The sequence below is a fragment of the Brakhagea slesvicensis genome, assembly GCF_052161625.1.
Classification (GTDB): Bacteria; Planctomycetota; Planctomycetia; order Pirellulales; family Pirellulaceae; genus JBKCUI01.
On record NZ_CP197412.1, the window covers coordinates 4,066,184 to 4,091,942 of the forward strand.

The window sequence follows — 25,759 nt, forward strand, 5'->3', positions numbered from 1 at the left end:
AGGCCAAACAGGTCGACGAGCTCGTCTAAGTAAATTTTTCCGTCCTTGTCGAGGTCATTCCAGTTGAATCCTATATTCGAACGGACACCTCCTTCGATGCCTGCGGACACCAACTTCAGATCGATGACTGCCCCAACGGTCGCCTCAAAGCCCAAGCCAAATTCATCAATGTCAGTACCGGTGGTTACGTCAGCCAAATCGCCGAAGTAAAAGCCATCGATAAAGTTACCCGTCTTTGCGATACCGCGGGTATCGAAACCGATCGAGAATTGAGCGAATGCATTGAGATTCGCATTGAATGTCGCGAAGAGAGGCGACGCAGGAACGGGGATCGGCCCAAATCGCATCTTGAATGGTACGTTCAATTCCAGCTTGGGAATCTTCCACTGAATGATGTCCGCTTTTTCGCCGGTGAACAGCTTAAAGATGTTGGATGGGCTCGATAGAAGTGGGATCTTGATTCCTAAGCCACCTTTACCAGCACCATTGGCCGAGCCAGTAAGCCGTCCTAAAAGCGACTTGGTATTCGCTGCCCCTGGTGTACCCGCCGTGCCAACCTTATTGGCCACACCATTCGGAACGGGAGCTCCGCCAGCGTCGAGTAAGTCCGACTGCAATCCGTTTGGCTTGACTTGAACAGGCGTGTTCTTGTTGGTTAAGTCAGGCGGTGCAACCCCAGGCGCGGGGTCGGTTGTGATATAGGAAGCTGTGATCGTTCCTGTAGGAGTTGTCCGGAAAACGATTTTTGTCTTCTTCACATTGGATTCGACATAGCGAACGATGGTGTAATTGGCGATTCCCTGTGCATCCCTTGCCGGCACTTCGACACCATTGCTCAACACGCGAACTTGTGTTCCAGCGCGCGGATTAGTCCGCATAACTCTTTCAAGTGGCAAAGTTGTTGTCGTTGTTAACGCACTGATCTCGTCTCGAGGTTTACCTGTCACCCAGAACGTACCAAAGTTGATCACGATTCCGTCACCATCTTTAGTCATTTCATCCAGCATGTCGGCCAACTTGAAGGCTTCTTGCATCAATCCGATAACTTGGTTCGCTTTGCGAGCGATCGCAATGTTTTGTTCGGTAGGGGATTGACTGAGAATGCCTAATGTCAAGAAGGTGAGTTCTGGTCCATTGAGTGACTTCGACAAATCATTCAAGCCGGGAACTGGCGATGCCAAAAAATCGATTAAGGGTCGAACTGGCCCCAAGTACTGAGTGAATGAATCGAGAACAGGTTTAATGACCGAAGTCAAGAAACTACCCATATCCAGCTTGACATCGCGAATCGCGATGTCCGGTACGCCGCCACCGATAACCCCATCGCGTGTGGTGAATCCGATCGCCCAATCCAAGGTGAGATCAGCAGTGATATTTGGTAAGCTCGACTCGCCAACGTCCGCCCTCAATCGCAGATCTGCGAACGCTTCGGTGGCGATACCCGCATTAAAGAGCGTCTTGGCGGGCGTTTGCTTGATCTCAGCAAACGTCAATCGATTCTTTGTATCGCTATCGGGATTCAGAATATCTAAGAAGATATTGCCCGCAATCCCTGTTCCTTTCGACAATCGTTTGTTGCCGTCCGAATCCGCTTCCGTTAACAGATCGTTGGTATCGCCATCTCGGTTGTAATCGAATCGATCGACTGCTTCATTGAGCACAGGCCCTCGTGTGAGTCCTGTAACAGGATCTACCCCCGCACCGCCATTGTTCAGGATTCCATCTCGGTTATAGTCCTCGATCGCATTACTGGTGGCCGACAAGTTCAGAACGAACAGTTTGCCGCCAAGAGTCGTGCCTGGTTTGAGTACGACATCCATCGCTACATTCAATTCGGGCGATCCTACGCTGGGAAGCCCATTGGTATAGACGCCATTAGGTTTGAGTTGGAAATAGAACCCGTTTTGCAAACTAACGCCAAAGCCAAAGCTAAAGTCGTAGGCAAAGCTAAGTTCGACACCTCCTTTGGTTTCCAATTCAAATGCGAACGCATCGACGCCGAGATCGAAATCGACGTCGAGTTTGTCACGGCCAGCAATGTTAAGGTTGATACCAAACTCAGCCTCCGCGATCGGTGTGCTGATCGAAGGTATCGTAATTTCGATATCGCGAAAATCAGCTACTTCAGAGTTGTCTGGAGCGTTCGGGTCGTTGTGATGTAATGGATTTAGTTTGAGGATCTTCAAGCCGTTGGGGCCGAGCGAATCGAATATTGATTGTTGCACCTGAGCGCGAACGGCTTCGAGCGGGCCACCTTGCGTGCTGACGACAGAATCGAGTTGATTGATCATCGTTCGAAGCTTGCCGACAAAACTGCTATCCAAGTTGACGTTTTCACCAACCAGGGGCACCTGGGTCAACAGATCGTCCTTCATCCCTGATTCGATCATTGTCAACACGGCTTTAACACCGCTAATGATTTGAGCCAGACTGATCTTGCTAGGATCAGTCATATTGGCGATGGTGGTCTTGATACCATCGAAGTTCAGGTCAAAGCTTGCGGGTTTGTCGAGACCGGCTCCGACGGTGATGGCATCAGGCACTTGCAGGCCAAGGAGATTGCCGTCGAGTCCTGCAGATGCGAAGCCGCTAATGTTGAAATCAAACTTGCTGGCCGCAGGGATTGTTGACGAGAAGACCTGCGAGAATGGAATGCCGCCGATCGTGTTTGCGTCGCTAGGAACAAGAGCGGGATCGACAGAGACGTTGATCTCTGCGGGATTGGCTGCTGGAGTGTGCGACGCGAGCGAGTATCGGATTTCGGACGTTGTTGCGGAGGCATTCTTAAAGATGACACGAGGTGGATTCGATGTGTCGAGGGCATAGTCGACATCGAGAGTGATGTTGTTCCCACGCTTGAGATTGGCGTTCCACGCATCGGTGGTCGATCCAATGTATGCTGCGTTTCCAGCTTTGCCAGTGCCAGTAGTTAACGAAGAAGTTGTATACAGTTCATACGTTGTAGGCGTCAGGATTTTGGCAAAGTATTTGCCGTTTGCATTCGTATTCCCAAGTACACCTTTGATTGTTACCGGTTGACCATTTCGAAGACCGTGAGTTGCGGCAGTGGTGATGACGATGGGGTTCGCATTCGTGGCGTTGTTAATGCCTCCTTCGCGAGTCACGACGATCAAGTCATCGGTGATTGCCCCCGCCAGAGCGAGCCCAGCGCCACCGGCAACGACAGAGGTGGGATTTAGGAACTGAGCTTTCTTGAGCTGCAGTTTTCCTTCGAGGCCACCTCCGATGCCGCCGATTCCCGCTTGCGCAGAGATGGTTGAGTCGATCGAAGTGGTCAGTTGAAATCGAGTTGTGTTCAACAAGTAGGGTGTAAAGGTCCCGAATCGGAACCCAAAGTCGAGATCAAGTGTTCCGCCGACGGTGAAGTCGATGTTCCCACCCGTTGTCACATCGACAGGTCCTAAATCGGGGAGATTGAAATCGAAACCAACAGACTTGGTTACCGATTTGGCGATGTCAATTTTGACGATCGCCGTCGCTTGGAATCCAGGTGCGGATGCGTCTGCATCGACGAAGTCGATCGTCAAAGCAAATGCATTGTCCGGAAGTCCGAGCTCTTCTTTGATCGCGTCTCCAATGATCTTTCCGAGACTGCTTCGGGTTGCAATCGTGTCTTGAATCTCGGTGATCTTGTTCAAAAGATCAGTGCGCCCGTCGATCGTGGCAGGGATGCCAGCGATTGTATTTCGCAGGCGTGTGATGGCCGCGACAAGCTGACCTGTCGAAACGAAAGTCAATTGCTGAACTTCGGAGGTGGTGTTTGCCACACCTTGAGTCAAGGTTCGAGTTTGGACTGTTAGCCCAGTTCCGCTCGTTCCCTTAAGATCGCTTACGTTGCCTCGCGATGCTTCGAAGATCACTTCGTAGGGACCACCATTCTCGCCGGTGACGCTCTTGATCACGCCTGGGCCCCAAATACGAGTCAATTCGTCAAAGACATCAGCTGCGGGCGAATCGAGCGGGATGTCGTTCGGCGTCAGGAGCCATGTACCGCCACTGGTATACGTGCCATTACCAGAGCGAGCGATGGTTAATTCGGTATTCGTGTAAAGTTCGAATGTCGTGGGCGATAACACCTTGGCAAAGTAGGTACCATTCGCGTTGGTATTTCCGACGACTCCGCTGATCGTAACTTTTTGGCCACTCGTCAATAGGGAGGTGCTCGATGTTGTTATCACAATCGCCGAGTTCGCGGGATTGGAGGCGCTCGTTATCGATAAGGCGGAGGAAAATGCGGGCAAGCTCAGTTGATAAACGTGGTCTGGATTTTGAAATGATTTGACAGCCTGAATTTGCTCCATCACGGAATCATTTTGCTCAGGCGTGCCGCCGAGGCTTGGCAATAACGTCTCCAACTCGAGAATCTTCGCATTCAAAAGATCGAGGTCCGGTCCGGCGAGGAGTTCTTCAGCCGCTTTGGCAAGCCCGCCCACGACATTGAGGATATCATTGGGGGTTTGGTTGATGATTGGAATCGGTGTATTCAATCCATCGATGTCACTGTTCTGAAGCAGCTCAACAACCTGTTGGACTACACCAACTAAGTCTGCAACGGAGAAGTTTTTGAAGCTCTCCAACGCGGCTTGAAGGTTCGTAACGCCATAGGTAATGGTCGGCTTGGTAAAGCCACTCCCCGATAAGGTCGCTTGGATGGTCATCGGCGTTGCACCACCTTGCTTGAAGGCAGGGGGCAAAAAGACTAACGCGTTTCCATCGACGGGAAGATTGGCTGATCCAGTGTAGGTAAAACTTGGTTGGATAACGGATTTGAAACTGCCCAGAGAGAAGTCGCTCAACCGCAATTTTCCGTCGGCACCTTCATTGGGAGCAGTCTCGGGATCGTCGATATCGACCAAATTGATCGATGCGTCGGCCTCAAAGCTGAGGACTCCATCCACGATACCGAGATCTAGAATTCCGAGCGAAGCCACGAGATCGACATCCGTCGAACTAACCGTAACATTTGCAAATGCCCTGCTTCCTGAGGCAAGAATGTAAAACTGATCCGTTGTGAAACGCCTCAATAGCGGATTGCCAAACAGTCGCGTCCCATCGTTAACCTCGTTAAAGTCTGGGGTGTTGAGATCGTCTTCGATTGGCGAAACTTCTTGAATTACTCCGAGAAGCGAACCAATTGGACTGACTCCGTTGTTATCGCCAAGAGCCTTCACCTGCAGTTTGCTCGTCCCTCGAGTCCAGGTTCCGCCCGTTGTAAAGGCTCCACTGCCAGCTTGGCCGACCGAAAGAGCCGCATCCTGGAATAGCTCGAAGGTAGTCCCGTTGACAACGCGAATGTAGAACTCACCGTTAGCCGCGGTATTACCAAGTAAATTTTCAATAGTAACTTTTTGCGTGTTTACAAGTCCAGCGGTGCTCGCTGTAGTGATGACGATTGGGTTGGCATTGCTCGCGCCTGTAATGGTCCCGCTTATCGACGTAGCAGCGGTAGAATTGTCCTTGAGACGAATGAAATCTCCACCCAGCGTTGCGCTTCCACCGCTTGTGTAGGCTCCGTTGCCTGCAACCGGGGTAAGGAGTTGTTTGTCAGTATAAAGCTCAAAGGTTGTTGCACTTGTCACTTTCACGAAACGAGTGCCGTTGGCAGCAGTGTTTCCCAGCACTCCCGTTATGGCTGACTCTTGTCCGTTTCCTAATCCAGCCGTACTCGATGTGGTGACAACGATGGGGGTCGTGTTGCTGGCATTCGTGATCGTTCGATTATCAGCAAACGTCACATCTAACGTAGTAGCACCACCCGCGGCGGCCTCAATCTTTGACTCAATATCACCGAGTGTCTCGGATCGATCGAGGTTGACAAGAATGTTTCTGCCATTCCGCAACTGAACCTGCAAATCAGGGATATTGCTTTGATTACCCGAAGTGAACCCCAGAAATGCAGAAGTGCCGGCGGCAATAGTGAGACCATTTACTTTCGTTGCATTCGAGACAATGTAAAGTTTTCCATCCGTTGTGACTTGGATTTCAATAGGCGATATATCCTCGACTACTTTCAAGTTAGTTAGATTCAGTTGAAGGAATCGCGCTTTGAGTGCCTCATTCAAATCCATTGCAAGATCGACGAGATTCGCGTTATCACTCATGGATGCCGCGGGAACTGTTACGTTGACTGCTGTAGAGATATTGCCGTACTGGTGAACGGTGAGGTTTAGAACAAGGTCAGTGTTCGGTGAATTCTTGCCGCTCGAATTGATTGCCGTTCCTACTAAACCCGTTTTGACCTGTGCACCTCGCCCTTGGTTCAAAACGGTCAGTGGGGTCGAGCTACTCACGGTTCCTACGCCAACAGGATCTAGATCGATACCGACAGTCAGTTCCACACCTGCTTCGGCAGAGAGCGTCGCACTAGCACCGCCTGCTACGCTAAGCTGAGCAAATCCGACATCAACACCTTCGTCGAAATTGAGGTCAATTGATTTCTCAAATTCGGTTCCGAGCTTGATATTGAATTGCACCGATCTTGGTGCGGCTATGTAATGCAAAGATGCTGTAAAAGGGCTCACGCCGATTTGATTTTGTAGCATCCCGTTGATGACATGAACCAAATCTTGTATCGTTCCAGCGCGGAATGCCGGACTGGCTAACATTCCATCGCGAATCCGCGGCACATTCCCCGATTCGACGATTTCGGACCCAAGTCCAAGTTCTGTCCTCGCCGTATTTGCGTCCTTGATCTGTCCAGCGCCGAAGCCCAGTTGAGTCGCTCCGTTGATAGCAATGGATTCGGTCGCGCTATCTACTGCGAAGATTCGGAGGCGATTTCCATCGAGACGGGCTCGAAGCACCGCGTTTAGTTTGCCACCACCAAAGGACGTGTTCGCAAATGCTCTGTTCAAGGTCGCCAGCATATCCGCTGGTTGGCCATTATCTTTGGTCGAAGCAGCGCTGATCGAAACATTTACGGTGTCGCCATTGATGGCAAGCTCCATTGTCAGGTCGCTACTCAATTGGGATGGCAATTCGTCAGTCGCAGTGACCTGTACCGTACTTAATTCCAGAGAAATACCTGCCGTTGGGCTGGTCGTTCGAATCGCGAGTTTGTTCTGGGAAGCGGTATCGAACAAAGCAATTGCTCGTGTGCCCAAGGTGGTGCTGGGAGAAGCTTGCGAGGATCCGTCCGCTTGAATCGCCGAATTGAATCGGAACGAAAGCGTGTTGAGTGTCATCTGATCGACACTAGCTTTCTGGAAATTTCCAGTTGTATCGAGATATTCGATCACATCTCCAACACGAATACCGAGATTGTAAAGATCGATGGTCGTGGGTAGAACTGCGTTCCAACGTTGATACCCGATAGGCAATGGCTGCACGAAATTGGGAATCGAACCCGCTGTAATGTCCGTGAAAGACGAAATCTCGCTGCCAGAGAGTGGTAGTTGCCTTTGTGCAACGAGTTTATCCCCAAAGCCCTGAGAGACCAAAGCTGCATTGATGTCGTCGTAGAGATCATCGATGGAGGTGTTTGTCGTAGTGCTCGAAGCCGGAATGGTAACGAATGATGGCTCGCCGCCTTCAAGTCGAATCGCAAAGGTTGCATCGCTAGATAGTCGACCGTTCGTGATCGAAATATCATTTGCGCCAACCAATTTTGGATTGAAATAGAGTTGGCGGGCAAAGTTCTGTGTGATTTTCGTGAAATCGATAATGCCACTGACTGCCTCTTTCACGAAGGGAATGCCTTCTGGCACTTCGAATTTACCTGCGATCTCCTGAACGGAGTTACCGAGTTGAACAAACATCGTGGCGACCGCTTCAGGCGTCAACGATTCGGTGGTGCCGATCGTATTGCTGACGAAGAACTTGTTCAACAAGCCACGCAGTTCGGACAAGTTCGAAAAGGACGCAGGTGCGCGCGTTGTCGTCGAGATTGGATTCGCGACATTGGTAGTGAAGATCGTCACCTCTCCCGGAATCGCCGTCCCAGCTACCTCGGGACGAATCTTCAGTCCATCGATATCGAATGAACCGGTGAAGGTTGGAATGAAGGAATTGGACAAGTTGGCTGGGCTGATAAGCTCATTGATGGTAGCTCGGCCAACAGGTCCAGAAGCTGGTAAAGGATCTTTAACGTTAATCCCTAAAGTTGTAGTGAACGTGACGCCGTCGTTCGTGGTAACCGCAGGGTCTTCTGCTAGGATGGCGCTAATGAATCCAAGAGAGGCGCGTGCTTGGGGGTTGTCGAGTCGTGCCGTAATTGCGAGGCTGATTTCGGGGGTCGTGTCATCTAAAATACCAACTCGATCTCCGAAAGGAATCGGTGGCGTTGGCAGGGTGGGATTTGGGTTCAAGTCGATGACGATAGGGAGTCGGATTGTAGGCGTCGCTGTTACCATAAAATTACCGGACGCATTGAATTCAAGGCCGGCAATTTTGTTTCCGAAATCGAGCCGCGTTGCGTACTCAATAGACGCTGGTGTAAAAGTCGGGATTAATGTCAAAAGTCTAGTAGTGTTGTTGTAGGACACTGCACCCGGCCCGTCGAACTTAATTCCTAATGGCTCGGCAATTTCGTTGAATAGCTGGGCAAGAGATCCAGCGACCATACCCGGCTTGCTGAAGTTGACCAACGCCGCCTTCATCGTGTCGCCAAGCGTTCCACCCACTTGGAAGCTTAACTCAGGATCGGTGACATTTGGATCATCGGAGCGAGATTCCAGGTAACGAATCGTTACCTCTTCTCCATCGACGGTGTCAACTATTCCTTCATAAAACTCACCACTTGTAGCCAAGAACATCATCGTATCATCGGGTTTAATGCCAATCGATGCCGCCGACTTGCCTCCAAGGTTGATCTGCGCCGTAAAGCGCTTGAAACCATGTACGATCGTTGACCCCGTCATGGATATTATCTCGCTACGATCAAATTTGCGAGGCTCCGCTTGGGTTGATAGAATCTCTCTAACGGTTTTGTTAAGAAGCGGAATTTTGACGTTCAGAGCATCGCTGCCTGTCACATTGTTCAGCCAGCTTGCAAACTTGATCAACCCATCCACAATGGCTTCGGAACTCAAGTTCAGGAGCAATGGAGCAAGGTTTGCATTGATGGTGGGGCTTGTGGAATCAAAGATGTTCGGATCGACAATCGTTACGCTTGGTAGAGTTGCACCAGCGTTCAAGAGGCTCGCGCCATAGAGACTTGCATTAAAGCGGAGGTCCAGATCTACGGACCCCGATGGAGTTATCGTGATGCGATTAGCGATTGGTCCAGCTGTATTTGCGACAGTGATGGTAGCGCCTGCATCCAACCTCAATTTTGCCGCGGTCACCGTTCCGTCAACCGTGCCGTTCGCGATGGAAAATCCGAGACTTGAGTTGTCACCATTCACTGAGGCACGAACATTGAATCGATTCAAGGTAAAAAATGGATCGATTCCTGTGACGGTGCTAAGACCAACACCAAAACTGATCCCTACATCGATCGTTGCGGCAACATCAATGAGTGAATCGGCTGTTAGTACCGCTCCGATGCTTGACAACTGTGACGCCCCCAGCGAATCTAACTTGAGTTCGACAGAACGCGAGTAAGTTCCGTTGACGGCGAGATCGAATTGCAGTTTATTGGTTGCAAGATCAAGACCTCCTTGGAGCGAAATACCAACTCCCCCCAGAATGTCACGCGTCACCGTGTCGATATGCGCCGTAATCGCGTTACGGAATCCTAACGCAGTTGGCTTGTTTCCTACATTGGAAGGATTGAACGCACTGCTAGATGGATTGAAACTTTCGAAGTAGTCTCGAGCTGCTTTCTCGAATTTGACAAGATCTCCCCATCGCTTCGTGATTGGCCCCCCTGACTCGTTGATCAATCCGTTGAGAGACTGGCCTATTCCAGGAATCTCTTTATTAAAAGCCGAACGACTTGACACATCATCGGCTGCTGTATCTAGCGACCCGAGTTGCGTTAGGATTTGATCTTGTATGGTTGGACCAATTTCAATATCAACGATCACATCAGGTATACCAACAAACAAATTCTGAGAGGCCGCAGAAATAATCGGTCGACCAAAATTGGATAGATTAAAACCGGTGGCTGTGTTGGTAATATTCAATGGAAGTCGCATCGTTACCGATGCAGTCGGATTGATCTCAATCAAATCGGAAAATGGTGTTACCAATATATGATTGAGTGAAACATTGGCGGTCGACGTTGTGTTCTTCAGACCAATGTTAGCCGATGCTGACAAGCTAAAGTGACCGTTTTCAATTCCGGCGGTAAGCGTACCTATATTGATGTTTGCGTTTAAATTGGATATTGAGCCTGACGCACCGACAACAAGATTAAGGCCACGAACAAAGAGAGCGTCTGAGAAATTCTCTCCTTGGTTCATGTCAATCCCCAGGACCCCGGAGAACGTGAGATTACCAGTCAATGTGTAGTTACCCCCGGCGCTGAGGGAGAAGTTGCTTCCTAGATTAAGCGTACCGCTTGCAGTCGGAACACCACCTACAAAGCTGGCAGCGTTGAGGTTAAACCGTATGGATTTTTCGGTTCCAGTATCCGCTTCGACGGAAAATGCGTTGGGCAATGCCACGTTGAGTGCCGCGACGATTTGAGCCATCGTGGCGCCTGCATTTGTTGATAATAGATTAGTAAGTGGGGTTACGACGCGGTCTTGCCAAAGTGTATCGATTGGCAAAAGAGTCCCTAGCTTGGTCGATGTGTATGCGATTGTTGAATCAAGCACACCAGTCAATTTGGTAGTCGAAAGAGTGTTCTTAAACTGGGCAGCAGCCTCCCCTATCGCATCGGTCGGTCGTACTAGTCCCGTCGCGATTGCTTTCGCAGTGGCGCTTGACTGTGAGACAACCAAATTGGTTACAAGATTTGCGCTCGAAAATGCGGTTGCTCCAACGGATTGTAATATTTTCGTCTGCACAAATGGATTCACCATCAGTTCGCTATGGGTAACCCCACTAACACCGGCAGACAGACCTGTGATGGGCATCAGGATTAGCTTGGATCCTGTTCGACGGTCTCCAAGGAACGGGTCGATGGATGAGAATGTAGAGACTGTACCGTCGCCTCCATGCCCAGATACAATGTCTTCAAACCAGGTTTCGCTCGGTGTAGGACGGCGTCCCGTAAAGTTTTGGAACGATCGTAATTCGTCAATGTTTGCCCCGCTCGAGGAGACACCGGTCCGTGGGACAAGGCGGTCGCGGGTATCGATTTCCGTGCTGTAGACGACGTTGGTTTTTCCAACCAAGTTCAACCAAGCGTTTCTGCCCGACGAAGTAACAAAATTTAGGTCGGTCAACAGTGCGTTAACGCGAGTGTTACCCAGCGGATTCGTACTCGAGAGTTTTTCGAACACGCCGTCGTTGGTCGTGTCAATCGAGTCGTATGTGGGTAGCAAATTGCTTAGTGAGCCGACATAAAGTTGCGTAAATGCTTCGAGCGAGTTGGCACCGCCTACGCGATCGGTGGCTTCTATCTTGACAGGCCCCCCGGCGGTGAGCCCTGTGATGTTGATTGTCGCCTGGGGTTGATCCACTCCACCCCGAGCTCCCACAAAGGATATTTTGAATACTCGGTCTTGGGTATTTGGCTTTGGACTGAGCAACTCAACCTGAACGTTTCCAATCCCAATTGTTGACAAACCCTGAAGAGCCGTTTGTACGGTCGCGGCGTCTGCCGTCGCTGGAATTGCGGCGGTCGTACTACCGTTAAACGAAATCGTAAAGGTACCGGTCGCTCCGAGAGTAGATATCCACCCCAGTCGCTGAACTTCGTTGGTTTTCGGAATAACCGTAGGGACGGAGCCGCTCGGTCCAGTCAGGGGGGTACCTGCAAGAAAAAGGCTGTAAGCTCTGTCGACCATTTGCGAAGTCATGCGGGCGCTCGCTTTACTACTCCAGTCATCGCCAGCAAAGTTAAAAGGATCGGTCATTCCTTCGTTAGGGACGCCAACCAAGGTTAAATCGTCGATGGTGGGCAGTACGGTGGAGCCGTTGTTGGCCCCATACGCTGGACTTTGGAGGTAGCTTCGCGCGATCAGACCGCCAGCCCCATGAGCAATGACGTCTACCTTGGTTGCCCCTGGAAACCTAGATTTCACATCGGCCAGTATGCGTCCAAAATAATCAAGTCCTGTCTCAAACGTTGTGTTGGAAATGCTGGCCGCAGTCACTCCGTTTAGAGTGCCATTGGGAGACGTCAACGAATTAGCGTCAACTGGCGCTACTGGGAGACGCCAGTCCCAATTCGCAACGAAAAGATTTTGCGTTGTGCCGGAATCGAGGTAGCCGACGTTCTTCAGAGACTGAACGATATTCTGGTAGGTTCCGCTAAACGGCTCCAATGCCAACTTGTTTGGAGCGAGCCCCCGGGTCGAAAGCCATTCATTCGTCGTCGTGTTGGTTTCATTTGCCCAACTTCCTCCAAACCCAGGGATAAGAATGAGCGGATCACTCCCTGCCGCCATGACTTCGCGACGTTCCAGATTCTCTATCACCAATCCTCGTAACAGGTTACGAGCGTTGGATTTTGAGCGAGCAGAAGAACGCCGAGAACGCGGAACATTCATTATCAATCAACCGTTGCATGTGTGCCAAAGTTTGGAATCACACGGAATACGCAAGGTCTAAAGAATTCTTCCGCAAACTTTCCAGATTAGCTCAAGTCACCACGAAAGTCGCGTCACCTTCACATCCGAGCCAACGACGAAAAACGCCTATTCGTTCTATTAGTGAGGCTAATTGCGAGTTCGGATTCGGGGATTCCGTGGGCATTTTCGGGAAGAATAGCCAACTTGGTGCGTACTTTCTGCACGTGTAAACCCAACTTGTCTAACATCTGTTTGTCACCAACAGCTTTGCTGAACAATACGAACGAATGCCAATGAACATCCAATTGCGTTGCCCGAATGATTCCGAGCTCTCGGATTTGCTCGACGGCAATTTGGTGGATCCGGAGCTCTCGCGATGGGCCGAACATCTCGAAACCTGCGTAAATTGTCAGCAGGTAGCTAGTCGAATCTCGACGATTGGTACCTTGGTCGATACGTTGCGAGCCAAATCGGAAGAGATGAACCATATTGTACATCAAACGCCGCAAACACTTCTCGAACGTATCAAGCAGATTCCGATGCTTGCTACTGAACCATCGCGAGTGTCTTACTCAGGGCTAACCGCCCGGAGTAGCAAAATGGACACGATTGAGTTTTCATCCGATCCAACGCCCGGAGTGATGGGGAAAATTGGTCAGTATCGAATTCTGCGTTTGCTCGGGTCGGGAGGCATGGGCTCCGTCTTTCTAGCAGAGGATATCAAACTCCATAGGCAAGTCGCATTAAAAGTGATGTTGCCAACAATCGCAGTCGATCCAGTGGCAAAAGAGCGATTCTTGCGCGAGGCCCGAGCCGCTGCTAGTCTAAAAAGCGACCATGTTGTAACCGTTCACCAGGTAGGTGAAGAGGATTCTATGCCTTATTTAGCCATGGAACTTCTCCTTGGATGTTCCCTGGATGAACGGATCCGAACGGGAGAACCAATCAGTGTTGAGTGGATCATTCATATTGCGATGGGCGTTGCAAAGGGTTTATCCGATGCGCATGAAAAAGGTATGGTACATCGAGATATCAAACCCGGTAACATTTGGTTGGAACAAACCGAAGAACGACTCCCGCGAATCAAAATCCTTGACTTCGGTTTGGCTCGCACCGAAATGGACGACACTCACCTCACACAGGTTAAGGCAATTGTTGGAACTCCAGCTTTCATGGCGCCAGAGCAGGCTCGAGGGAACTGTACCATCGATGCTAGGTCCGATCTTTTTTCTCTAGGGTGCGTCATCTATTATCTCTGCACCGGCGAAGTGCCGTTTAAAGCAGAAAATACGCTTGCAACTTTAATGGCGTTGGCGGTGAATACGCCACAGGCGACTTCTCATAGGAATTCTTCTATTCCAATTCGGCTATCGAATTTAACGATGGATTTACTCCATAAAGATCCCATACAACGGCCTGAAACGGCTCGCGATGTTCTAATTGCGCTGAGTGAAATCAAGCGTGATTTATACCAAGGGGGGGAGGAATATACTCTGCCTCGTCAAAGACAAGACTTGCTTGAAAAGGTTTTTTCGCTCAAGAAAAATCGACTTTTTCTTTTGGCAGGTTGCGTCGCGATCTTTTCTTTCCTTGCACTACTTTGGTCCTATTCCCCACGCAATTTGTCGAATCAAAGTGACCAAAACTCCCTCCGAGCGGCAGGTGATAATTCCAAGGACAAGTCAATATCAATACAAGAGGTGGATGATCTTACGAGTGAAATATTTAGGCGATTTGAAGGCCGTTTCAAGTTACAAAACCCTGAATTCTTTGGTCAGATCAACCCAGTATATCATGGGCACGAGCTAAGTAGTCTGACGATTTCTGGCCGAAACATTCGCAATATCGATGAGGTAAAGAACCTGACGCATTTGCGTTCTCTTGTCGTAGAAGGAGTCGATGGAAGCTTCGCGCTTTCTACCCTTGATTTGTCACCACTTGCTAGGCTACCATTGCAACGATTAGTCTTGCTGGGAGGGTATGTGACTCCAAGTCTTCAGCCCATCGGCGGATTGCCTCTTGAAGAACTACAAATTGATTACTCACCCGTTTCGGATTTGAGTCCTCTTAAGGGGATGCAACTGAAGCGATTGAATCTCTGGAATTGGATCGGTAGTGATCTTACACCCTTACACGGGATGCCCCTGCGAGAGTTAAACCTCGGAGGTAACAGGCAACTTGCTGATATTTCCCCTCTCGCTGGTTCGCCTATAGAGTTTTTATGCATTAATCTAACACGCGTGTCGGATTTGAGTCCGCTCCGCGGCGCGCCTATTAAACGCCTCTATTGTAGCAATACACTGATTGGCGATGTAGCACCATTGGTAGACGCTCCGGTAGAAGAGCTTTTGATTGCCGGAACCAAAGTCAGAGACATATCGTTTGCTAAAAGGTGGCCGTTGAAGTGGATCGAATTGGATTATGACCTTCCTGGTTGGCACGACGCGTTGATTGGAATCGAATCCTTGGAAAGAATAAAGGATCAATCGGCGAAAGCCGTATTAGCGGCATTTGACCGTGAGCCTTGGCGGAAGCCTGACGAAATATTTGCAAACAATATAGGAATCGAGTTCGTTAGAATACCAAAAGGGAAGATGATTCGAGGCCGTAGTAACATGGACGAATATTTGCAGTCTAAGGAGATTGAGATCCATAGCGATTTCTATTTGGGCCGATACGAAATTACTCAAAAGCAGTGGGTACAGGTCATGGGTCAAAATCCTAGCTATTTCGGTCGAGAAGGCCCAGGTGCAGCACAAGTGCTTTGTTTAAGCGATGAAGAGTTACTTCGATTGCCAGTAGAGCGAGTCTCATGGCTGGACTGCCAGGTTTTTTTACAGAAATTAAATGAATTGGATCCTGATCCAGGCTGGAAATATCGACTTCCTACTGAAGCAGAATGGACCTACGCATGTCAAGGTGGTCCGATGAACGAGGATTTCGATCCAACGAGACTTTATTTCTTTCAGTCACCTAGGAATAACCTACTCTCTTATCTCTGCAATTCGAAATTGAGTGATATCGGTCGGACGATTTCGGTAGGAACCTATCCCCCGAATTCGTTAGGCCTATCAGACATGCATGGAAACGTTTGGGAGTGGTGCGATGATCTGGCCAACGTTCCATCCAAACGGGCTCGTTGGATCCACGGAGGATCGTGGAGGGACGAGGAAGTTAAATGTTGCTCGTCCTACGTTCTGGAACCAACAGAGGGATGGACGTACTACGATTTAGGTTTTCGTGTGGCCAAGGTGCGAGCGGAAGAATAGCGTCGCGTTCTCCGTTCACCCCACTCGCATTGAATGTCACGAGGATCCATTTTTCATGGTGCAAAGCTACAGAATGTCACGTACTTCTTGGCGTAGCCTGCTTAGAATTTTCGACTTGATGGAGTAAACGGTTCCAACCGATATTCCCATCGTTATGGCGATTTTGTGAGGATCGCATTGTTCGAGCACATAAGCCCGGAATACTTCTCGATGGAGTTCAGAAAATTCGCATTCGACCAGTTCCAGCGCTTTGCGATATAGGTATCTTCGGTCTTCCTCATTTTCGAGGAAGAACATTTCGTTTTCATGGTCTCGTAGGTTTGAACCCGATTCCATGGTGAGCGGTATGGGCTTCCGCTGAATCGAGCGAAATCGATTGATGAAGATCACTTTTAACCAAGCATGAAAACTTTGGTTGGCGTCATAGTCAAAGTGAGGCAGCTTCTGCCAGAGAATGACGAACACATCCTGGACCAAGTCCGCGGCGTCTGTTTCTTGACATCCGATTCGTTTCGCCCAATGGAATAGAAGCGGCGTGTACAGTTCTACAAAGCGTCCCCAGTCATTACTGCCGTTGGAAGAGCGGATTCGGTATAAGAGGCTTACAGGTGTTTCGTACATAGATGACTTACGAAAAGTACCACGAGGAAGGTCGATCCGCTAATCCATTTTGGGCTGCACACTATTTCTCAGTTTTGCATATTCGAACAAGAATTTGGAACAGACGAAGCATCCATTATGCCTAGGGTGGCGACTCGAGTGTAACTTTCGTTCTGAAAAATCACGAAGAGTTCCGCAGTTCGACATTTTGATTCACCTATCGGTCCAAACGGTATCGAAATCAAACCAGTAGGACCGATCAGCGGTAGTCCCCTTTCGCCACTAAGAAATCTGCGCAGACGATGGGGTTATCGAGGCCTGGTGACACGGTGGGTTTGGGCGGATGCGTTTTTTGCAGGAATTTTGCTCGGCATAGAGCGAAACCGTGCGTTTTCGTCAGGCGTAGGGGACGGGGATGGCGTGGGGACCGATTCCAGCTTGGGTTTAGCTGGTGTCGGCTGCATAGAGCCGTTCGATCGATGGGAATTGCTCGGAGAAGCTGGGATGGCTTGCACGGTTTCTGGGCCATAGCCACTGTCGGAGACGATCATTCCCGAATCATAGGACGATTGGCAGCTTGAACATCCAGATGCACCAATGTGACCCGTGCTGCAGGTGGAGCAGTCATTGGGGACATATTGGAATCCCCAAAGCTCGCGAAAGCGGCTGAGAGCGCCTGGGCATCGTCCACAGGAATCGCCTCCGATAAACGTGTTGTCGCATCCGCAGGGGTCGCACACGGGAGGTTCGTTGATTTGCTCGTCCCAGTAGACTTCGCCGCACCCCGAATTGCAATGATTGATGGCCAGTCGAGAGGCGATGCGACTACGAACCCCTAGTCCATCGCAACCGACGTCACATCCCGTACCGCATGCACTTCCGCAGCGATCGACCACTTGAAGTCCGCAGCAGCCAACCTGCAATGCCAGCGTGAACAAGGCTACCCATCCGAACGCAAATGATTTCATGTCTTGACTCCCAAGGTTGTTTGCTAACAGGGGGAGTATCGGCTCGCATAATCCCTACAATCAGCAAATCTTGCCAAGATTCCTGTTCAAACCTCCCTCTCTTTCCCGTCTTACCTAAACTGCGTGCGCGGTATTTCGGACGGCGATTGAAGCCTTTGCGTTGAACGTCCGATGGACCAAGAACTGTACCATTGTCTCTCACGAGAATCGGGTTCTATGGACATCGACCGCAACCGCTACTTCATGTTCGGAGTGATCCTATTTCTGTTAGGGCTCCAATTTCGGCTTGTAGATTCATTTATCCTCAACGAGAGCAGTACGCGCACATTGCACAAAATTGCGCAGCAGTCGAAGATCGCAGACAGCAATGTCGCGACCAACATGTACATGGAGATGGGTACTCCCAAGAAATCGATCAAGCCGCCGAATTGGGTCGGTTTTGTTCTTCTTACAGCGGGCGGTGTCATGGCTTTGCATGCAATGGTCCTCCCAAAGCGTTCGTAAAGCGAAATCTTTCGGATACGCCCCGAATCCACGCTACTCGTCTTCTCTTCCTTGTCGGCCTTCTCTGGAAAAGGATTTCCTCATCATGAGAAATCGATGGCGAACCGTCCGATCCCCCGCACTTTGGGTTTTGCTCAGTGCAGGGGTGATCGCAGGCGCATCCAATTGGCGGTCGGAAAGTGCGGGGTCGGTCGCAACCTGGGGAAGCGAGATTGGGACTAATCCGTTGGAGAATCGCACTGGCGAAGATAAAGACTCGCTCCTCCGTGAGGACACACCATTGACTCAGTTGCGAGGTCGATTTCGGCAATCGGGCGATCGCATTTTGTTCACCGAAGAGGGTGCGAACCGATCGATGAAGTGCTTGGAAAACCTTTGGCTCCAACGGATCCTGGACTCGCAGAAAAACGAAGACCGCAAGGTGGTTTGGTTGGTCAACAGCGCCCGTGTCACCGAATTCAACGGTGAGAATTTTCTATTGATTGAGAGCGCGACCAAGACGCGATAGCGGGTAAGACGCGATAGCGGGCAAGCATCTGGCCATTCCGTATCGGCTGAGATGGTGTCTCTTGGAGCCAATCTTACTTACGAACATTCTCGCTTACGAGCCGGCGGCCGCTTCCGTTGTTTGCTTGGTCATTTCGCGTTGATCCCACGCTACGCGTATGGCCCGGGGTAGTGACCCGAGGATGAGCTGCCTCTTGTCCGGTTGGTCGCTCAATTCGCTCAGGAGCGTTTCGGCCTTTTGAAAGAAAGCCTCTGCGAACGCATTTTCGGGATTATCACGGCGTTCGATCCATCCCATTTCGATGTTCGCAATGGCCGCAATGACTTTGTCGGTATCTGGAAACCCCGAGGTGAGCACCTTTCGCAAGGAATCTCGGGCCTCTTCGTAATTGGAAGCCTCGATGTGCAGCCTTGCTATTTGGAGCTCGGCTTTGAGGTAATAGTTCCGGCTTACCGCGTCTTTGGGCGGGTAGTATTCTGAGATTGCATTCCAATGGCGAAGGTCGTTTTCGAGAATGGCGAAAGCAAATTGCTTCTCGATAGTATCTTGGCGAGGGACTCCCACTCCCGTGACCGGGCCGCCGAAAAGATCGCGATAGGTGACTCCGTAGACGATGCCCATCGTTGCAAGACCGATGGTTAAACAAGCCGCTGCACGCAGGAGGGGTGCCACCCAAGATCGCTTGTCACGTTTGCCCAGATTCTTATTTTGCTCGGTCGCGAGCTGTTGCAATTGCTGCGTGACTGCCAGATTGCTCAGACGTTGATGCTCGATGACTAGGCCCGTGAAGGGGATCATTTTATCGATACTGCCACCCATGACTTCATCGATCACGCCTCGCAACGACCTGCTCAATTCCGCTGCGGTGGCAAAGCGCTCTTCTGGGCTCTTGTTCAGAAGCTTATGAACAATATCGACGAGAGAGTCCGGCAAATCGGGGCGCAATTGTTTCAGCGATACAGGAGTCGCTTGCACGTGCTGCATGGCCAGGGCCAAGGGGGTTTCTCCGGAGAAGGGAGGGCGCCCGGAGAGCATGTGATACGCTGTCGCTCCAAGGGAGTACAGGTCGCTACGAGAATCGACGGCCAAACCTTGGATCTGCTCCGGGCTCATATAAAGGGGTGTTCCGAGCGCAACACCGACGGCGGTCAAGTTCTGCGATTGACCACGGGCCCTCGCCAATCCAAAGTCGGCAATCTTGACTTCACCGTCCGGGGTGAGAAGCAAGTTATCGGGTTTGATGTCGCGGTGGACAAGTCCGATGGATGACGCCTTTTGCAGGGCCGCAGTGGCTTGCCAGAGGATGGAGATCGCTTCTGCCAAGGGGAGCGCACCGCGTCTCTGAATATAGGCGTGGAGATTGCTACCAGGCACGTATTCCTGGGCAATATAGTGAATAGAATCAAACTTCCCGACATCGTAGACTTGGACGATATTCGGATGCATCAACGATGCGACCGCTCGCGCTTCTTGGAGGAAACGCTGCTCGTGGTCTTGCGAACCGACGTAATCGGATCGCATGACTTTCAATGCGACGTGTCGATGCAGAGATTGCTGAAATGCCAGGTACACTTCGGACATCCCACCGACACCTAGCCGATGCAGGATCGCGTAGCCGGCAACTGTCTTGTTGGTCAATTCTGGGGATGAGTGATTGATCATACTAGCGGCTCCAACGCACGGCGATTCGACATTGCTCCGAAGGTCGAAGATTGATGAGAACCTGGCCGTCTTCCACATCCAGTCTAGTCGATTGTCGATGGTGTGCGTCGATTCGCCAAGCTTCCTCGGCGTTTTTCAAGAAACTCAACTTGGTAGTCGCTCGTTTTCCTCGCGTTTCTCGCACCCAGAACAGCGAATCGAACGATTCTCGCGGAGCATCTTGGTCGACCCACATTGTTCCGTCCCGAGGATCATCCCCTTCGATTACCACATTGGGGAGATTGCTTTGCGACAACCAAGCTCCCGAGTCGACTCCTTCGGAGGTCAACCGAACGGCCGTCCAGTAGGCTGGATCGATTCCATCTTGGGCGGTTTCTAGCGGACGTGGCCAGTCCATTCCCAATCGCAATGCAAACCGCGCACACCGAGTACCCTCGTGGGGCAAAGGAGTCACCAGATAGCGGTGGTCGAATCGCTGATGCGTCGACAAGCCTCCAGCAGCCAAGTAGATTTTGTTCTCAATGTCATCGATCTCCACCAGCTCTACCGTCGCCTGCATGGGAGCGGGAAGTTTTCCTTTTGTTCCTTGCTGCCAAGCGGAAAGAGTCGCCGATTCATTCGCCCAAGCGGTTCGCCATACGCACTGAAAGCGATGATCGTGGTGGGCATCGCACTCGACGTCGATATCGATCCATCGCGCACCCTTCCACAATGTGTAGCGCGTCGTCAGTTTCACAGGACCCATTCCGGGCACGATCGTTGTTCCCGCCGTCTCGATAACCCCTCGAACACTGGAGTTCTCAACCACCCGCATCTCGGGCTTGTCGCGGGGTAAGAAGTCACTTTCCTGCCATTTCTTGCCCGCACACTGCTCTCCCAAAACGATCGAAGCCATCCCACTCATTCGACTCCCCCGTTTGTTGGGGACGAAGACCGAGCGCAAATGCCCTTTCTTAGGATCGATCTGCACTTCGAGATACTCGTTGGCGAGGGTCCAGTCTGAATCGGCGATACCAGGCCGCTTCCCTGTGAGTTTGCTGAGAACACTAGGTCTGGAAAGGACTGGTCGTACAGGACCCGGCTTCGCATCCAACCCGGCAGCACGCACTTTGATGAATCCGAAGGGAGGAAGATCCGCGACCAAATGGCTTCGATTGCCCTGCGTGACAGTTCCGACGATTCGCGTCGATGAGGCGGAATCGATTTCTCCAGGAATATTATCCAAGAAGACGCGCCGAGCGTGACTGCTGTTGTTGACGATCAAGTAACCATTCGGCGATCCGGATTCGGTCGTCGCTACCCCAGCCCCTGCAATCGTTTCCAACAATCGACTCTTTGCATCCAAAAAATCAGCATCCAGTTCGTCTGTAGAATGCAAAACAGGTGGTTGCGCCGAAGCCGCATCATGGATGCAGCGATGTGCCTTCTTCTCTAAAGCACGAATCTCTTGGGCAAATTCTATTGTGATAAACTTGGGTGCAACATTTTGCCAAAGCCATGCGAGAGATCGAAGACGGGACGTTCGGATCATGCGACCATAGGTTTCGAGATGTTCCCGTTGTTGGGCTGCCAACTGAGACGCATCCCCCGTCAAAGGAATTCGGAATTGGCGATTCGGAAACGTGTCGGAACTGTAGGGCTGATTCGTTGATGAAAAGTATTTTTCGATACGATCCAATGACCCCAGTGCTGGGGATCGTTTCATGACAGCAGCCAGGTCCGTATAGGCTTCCGCTACTTGATCGGGCCAATGGGCCAGGATCAAAGTGGGGACATGGTGATAGTCGAGCTGTTTAGATAGGTGGGATGTGAAGTGTAGGAAAGTTTCCGCGTTGGAGGCATCGACCACATGCCCCAGCACAGCATCGATCGCGTCTCCCTCCGAATGGGCTTGCCATCGAATTTTCGCCGAATCCTTCTCAGGGACGATGCCACCTGACCATGCATGAATGAGGGCGCCTCGATAGCCATGGCTGAGGAGTAGATCGGGGTACAAACTACTCCAGCCCGGTGCAAATTGGCTGAACACTTTGGGCGAGTCAATTCCCAAGGCTCGATAGGATTCTGCACCATGCTCGAAAGCTTGGTCGATCCCCCAATGGCTGGAGAAACTTGACTGCAAATCGGACTCGAAGCCACCAATCAGCTCCCATTCGCCCGCGTAAAGCCTTGCGCGAAGGCGATTCCATGTTTCGGGCTTCTCATCGTATAGCTTCCGAAGCAAAGCTCCATTGGCCAGCAGCCCCATCGATTGAGGTGCACTGAGTTGTTTCGAAAAAGCCTCGCCTAAAGTCGACTCGGCGAGCAATACAACTTCGAGGAGATGGATTTGTTGCGAACAATAGCGATCGCGCTCCTGCGAAACCGTATCGAAGCTGGCTTGGATCCAACGCTCGGTTTCCTCGGTGTCCCCTGCCAAGGCCGCTTTGGCTGCCGAGAGAACTTGCTCGGAAAACGCGAGCCAATCCAAGTTCCAAGAGTACCGCAGTTTCCTCGCCATGACTTGAATCTGCAGGACCGCGTATCCCAGCGCATAAAAATCACCCAAGCACAGAGGGGTTGCGCTGGGCACCTCGATATTTTCGCTCGCTAGCCCTCTGGCGATTGTTTCGAACAAGTCCGAACGGTTTTGACCATTGCTGTCAACGGTAAGGCACTTGCCCAGCGTCAACCGCTCACGCTGCGGCTGATCAACCTTATCGCGACTCCAATTCGGAACGAGAACAAGCGAAGACTCCAGTTCCAAGGAGCTCGAGTCGGAACGCTTCCATTCAGGGAGGGTGTTCAACGCGACTAAAAGTCTCGGGTCCCACCCGACTGTCCAAGCTGCCAGGAAATCGGCCGCCGTTTCATGCCCAACGCCGGTTGGCAGGTCTTCGATGGCATAGCTTGGAACGACGATGACGGAACGCTGAATGGGAGACATCCACGACTTTGATGTTGGTGTGATGAAAGAAGAACTTCGGATGGATTATTTGCCCGAATTCGATTTTTCCAAATTCAATAGCTCGACCTTCCGGAATTCGATGGGGTGGCTTTCGGATTGCAGAGAAATGGTGCCCGATGAAAGCATCTTGGTACCCGCTTTCTCAGCCAACTCTTTGGCGTGTGCATCGCGATCGTCCAGTTGGGCCTTTTCGTATTCCAGAACGAGCTCTCCGTTCACTTTATGTCGGACCACTTCATTCCCGCGAACTTCGATTTCGGCGGTTACCCATTGGTCTCCGTGAAACGTCTTTGATTTGGAATTGGTGCAGTGATTGAGAATTAGTTTGTCGTTCATCACCACGTTGGTTCCGGGGGTGCATAGATTGCATGTTGAACGAGGATTCTTGCCGTCCCCGCCCAAGAACTGGACTTCGATCGAAGCTGGAAAATCTTGGTCCTTCGCCATCGTTTCCGGACGTTCACCATGCAGCATCACGCCGCTGTTTCGAATTGCCCAACCTGGCCCCCCGCGAACTTGCTCCCCTACGAATCGATATTCGATTCTCAAGATGTAGTTTGAGAATACGTCCTTGTAAAAGAGATGCCCGAAGGTTTCGTTGAACTCGCTGTAACCTTCGTACCCGACTTTGAGGACACCATTCTCAACGCGAAAGGTGTTAGCAAAGTTTTCGCCGAGATCGTGATATCGGATCTTCGGAGTCCAGCCCGTAAGGTCCTTGCCATTGAACAGAGGAATCCATTCTCCCTGATTCGCGGACGTCTTCGATTCCCCATCCTGTGCCTCTCCCCATGAACAAAAGGAGATGGCAGCGGCCATTGCACTGGCGAATGCCAGGTTTTTCAAAAAGGATCGTCGCATGGGGAATCGGCTGGGTAAGGGAGTTGGGAGGCAGCAGAGTGAGAGTAGCAAGTATAGCGATCGTAGCGATTTTACGAATTGGACTGATCAAAATCGTATCTGGCCGCCACAATCTGGTTCCGTCTATTGTACTCGACATTTCTTCGGGGCTAGTCTTCCGAGGCTGATAACGAACCCATCGTCGCGCTGGCGCGCGACCGGCTCCTTCATCCGACCTATCCCATCAAAAGGGCTCAATTCACTTGGAAATCGCGATGGAACTAGTCGACTGGATTTTGCATCTCGATAAGCATTTGAACGAGCTCATTGGGACGATCGGCCCTGGTTGGCTCTATGCAATCATGTTTGCCGTGGTTTTTTGCGAAACCGGTTTGGTCGTCATGCCGTTTCTTCCTGGGGACTCTCTGCTCTTCGCCCTCGGGGCATTATGTGCCATTGACGATGCCAAACTTTCCATCTACACGATGGCACCGTTGTTGATCATCGCTGCGATCCTCGGTGATGCTCTGAACTACTGGCTCGGGGCTTGGATCGGGCCTCGCGTCTTTACAAGCGAACGCTCTTGGTGGTTGAACAAAGCGCATCTGACTCGCGCTCAAGCGTTTTATAGTCGTTATGGTGCCAAGACAATCGTTCTGGCCAGGTTCGTTCCCATTGTCCGGACCTTCGCCCCCTTTGTGGCTGGCATTGGAAAGATGAATTTCTTTCGCTTTTGGATTTACAACGTCGTCGGGGCGGTTGCGTGGGTCGCCATTTTTTTACTTGCAGGTTATTTTCTTGGCAGGATCGAACTCATTCAAAAGAACTTCTTCCTCGTCACTCTGGGGATCATTGCAGTGAGCGTCGTTCCGATCGCATTGGAATGGTGGATGCATCGCCGGGAAAAGAAACGCCTGCAAGGGGTGACAAGCGATCAAGTTGCAGGGTCGTAAAGTTCGGTTTCCCAAATCGTCTTGTCCGTGGAAGCATCGGGACGATAAATAAAGTCGGACTCTTGAAACGTGACATTGGAGGTGGGGTCATTGTACTTGATGACGCTCACCGGCACATGGCCTTGCGGTTTCCCCTCTTTGTCCTTCTTCACTCGGAAGTAGACGACCGAGTAAGGGAAGTACGGGAACGCCGAGGATCGACCGAGCGTTAATCGTACGGCTGTCGGAAGTCCTTCGTTCTGCGGCTGGACCGCCAAATTCTCGCGATCGATTCGCGCGGTGCCCGCAATGCGAGGTGGTTCGGTTCGCAACTGTCCAACCAACTGCCATACATCGACTCCGCTGATGGTCCCTTCTGCGACCTCGTACCAATGGTATCGCTGATACAAATTGCGAAGCAACTCCGCGTGCCCACCAACGGCGAGATGGAGCACGACTTCTGGGGACTGTTGCAGTTGATGCAGTTTGGGTGTGAGTTTCTCTCGAATCTTCTCGACATTGACGATTCGCGGCGGCTGCTTGTCGATCTGGGTGTACATCAATCGACCGTCGGATACTTGGATCGAATCGAGGGTAGTTTCCCCAGAGGAGAGCCGAGCCGTGTAGCGGAATTGCCCTGTCCCGCTACCGAAAGATTTGTATTCCCCGCTCAGGATCACCTGTTGGCCATAGGCCAAGCTCTGTTGATATACCTTGGCCGAAAGCGGTGGGCCAAACACGGCTTGCTGCACGGCGTTGTAGACCAAGATGTTCGGGTCCGTCGTGACGCGAGGTGATTTGCTATTCGAAGCTACCAGTGGAGCTGCGATGGGAGACGAGTCCTGGGCATCCAGGTGACCCATTCCGGAACCTAGGCAGCTGCCGATCGCTCCGAAGCAGAGGATGGTGAGCTGAAGGATCCGAGGTTGGAATGGCATATTG

At 51.2% G+C, this 25,759-nt stretch carries 11 protein-coding genes (1 of these 11 only partly in view); 4 read left to right on the plus strand and 7 right to left on the minus strand.

Annotated elements, in window-relative coordinates; translation table 11 throughout:
• On the minus strand, nt 1-12,494 hold the 5' portion of the coding sequence (locus tag SH467x_RS15425; RefSeq protein WP_482367999.1) for a LamG-like jellyroll fold domain-containing protein. 20,062 nt of this gene lie to the left of the window's left edge; the window shows 12,494 of its 32,556 coding nt (coding positions 1-12,494); its start codon is at nt 12,492-12,494; its stop codon lies beyond the left edge, outside the window.
• Nucleotides 12,495-12,880: 386 nt separating this feature from the next.
• Here SH467x_RS15425 and SH467x_RS15430 point away from each other — a divergent pair, with 386 nt between their 5' ends.
• Nucleotides 12,881-15,856: a protein kinase domain-containing protein gene (locus tag SH467x_RS15430; protein ID WP_482368000.1), complete on the plus strand. Its 2,976-nt coding sequence runs from the start codon at nt 12,881-12,883 to the stop codon at nt 15,854-15,856.
• Nucleotides 15,857-15,922: 66 nt separating this feature from the next.
• Here SH467x_RS15430 and SH467x_RS15435 read toward each other — a convergent pair whose 3' ends face one another.
• Nucleotides 15,923-16,477: an RNA polymerase sigma factor gene (locus SH467x_RS15435; protein ID WP_482368001.1), complete on the minus strand. Its 555-nt coding sequence runs from the start codon at nt 16,475-16,477 to the stop codon at nt 15,923-15,925.
• Nucleotides 16,478-16,764: 287 nt separating this feature from the next.
• Nucleotides 16,765-17,424 carry a hypothetical protein gene (locus SH467x_RS15440; protein WP_482368002.1) on the minus strand — a complete coding sequence of 220 codons (660 nt, stop codon included), beginning with the start codon at nt 17,422-17,424 and terminating at the stop codon, nt 16,765-16,767.
• A gap of 171 nt (nt 17,425-17,595) precedes the next feature.
• On the opposite strand from SH467x_RS15440, the gene SH467x_RS15445 reads away from it, so the two are divergent.
• Both SH467x_RS15445 and SH467x_RS15450 read left to right on the plus strand, forming a co-directional pair.
• Nucleotides 17,596-17,928 carry a hypothetical protein gene (locus SH467x_RS15445; RefSeq protein ID WP_482368003.1) on the plus strand — a complete coding sequence of 111 codons (333 nt, stop codon included), beginning with the start codon at nt 17,596-17,598 and terminating at the stop codon, nt 17,926-17,928.
• Between the two features lie 85 nt (nt 17,929-18,013).
• Entirely contained in the window at nt 18,014-18,436 is a 423-nt protein-coding gene (locus SH467x_RS15450) for a hypothetical protein (protein WP_482368004.1), read from the plus strand.
• A 93-nt stretch (nt 18,437-18,529) separates the two neighbouring features.
• On the opposite strand, the gene SH467x_RS15455 is transcribed toward SH467x_RS15450, so the two are convergent.
• The 3 genes from SH467x_RS15455 to SH467x_RS15465 are packed head-to-tail and all read right to left on the minus strand — an operon-like array spanning nt 18,530 to nt 23,906.
• On the minus strand, nt 18,530-20,098 hold the full coding sequence (locus SH467x_RS15455) for a serine/threonine-protein kinase (RefSeq protein ID WP_482368005.1): 1,569 nt from the start codon (nt 20,096-20,098) through the stop codon (nt 18,530-18,532).
• Between the two features lies 1 nt (nt 20,099).
• On the minus strand, nt 20,100-23,024 hold the full coding sequence (locus SH467x_RS15460; protein WP_482368006.1) for a hypothetical protein: 2,925 nt from the start codon (nt 23,022-23,024) through the stop codon (nt 20,100-20,102).
• 45 nt (nt 23,025-23,069) lie between these two features.
• Nucleotides 23,070-23,906 carry a 3-keto-disaccharide hydrolase gene (locus SH467x_RS15465; RefSeq protein ID WP_482368007.1) on the minus strand — a complete coding sequence of 279 codons (837 nt, stop codon included), beginning with the start codon at nt 23,904-23,906 and terminating at the stop codon, nt 23,070-23,072.
• 254 nt (nt 23,907-24,160) lie between these two features.
• Here SH467x_RS15465 and SH467x_RS15470 point away from each other — a divergent pair, with 254 nt between their 5' ends.
• Nucleotides 24,161-24,838: a DedA family protein gene (locus SH467x_RS15470; RefSeq protein ID WP_482368008.1), complete on the plus strand. Its 678-nt coding sequence runs from the start codon at nt 24,161-24,163 to the stop codon at nt 24,836-24,838.
• Here SH467x_RS15470 and SH467x_RS15475 read toward each other — a convergent pair.
• Entirely contained in the window at nt 24,820-25,755 is a 936-nt protein-coding gene (locus tag SH467x_RS15475) for a hypothetical protein (RefSeq protein ID WP_482368009.1), read from the minus strand. The two genes, SH467x_RS15470 and SH467x_RS15475, sit on opposite strands and share 19 nt — an antisense overlap.
• Nucleotides 25,756-25,759 lie beyond the last annotated feature (4 nt).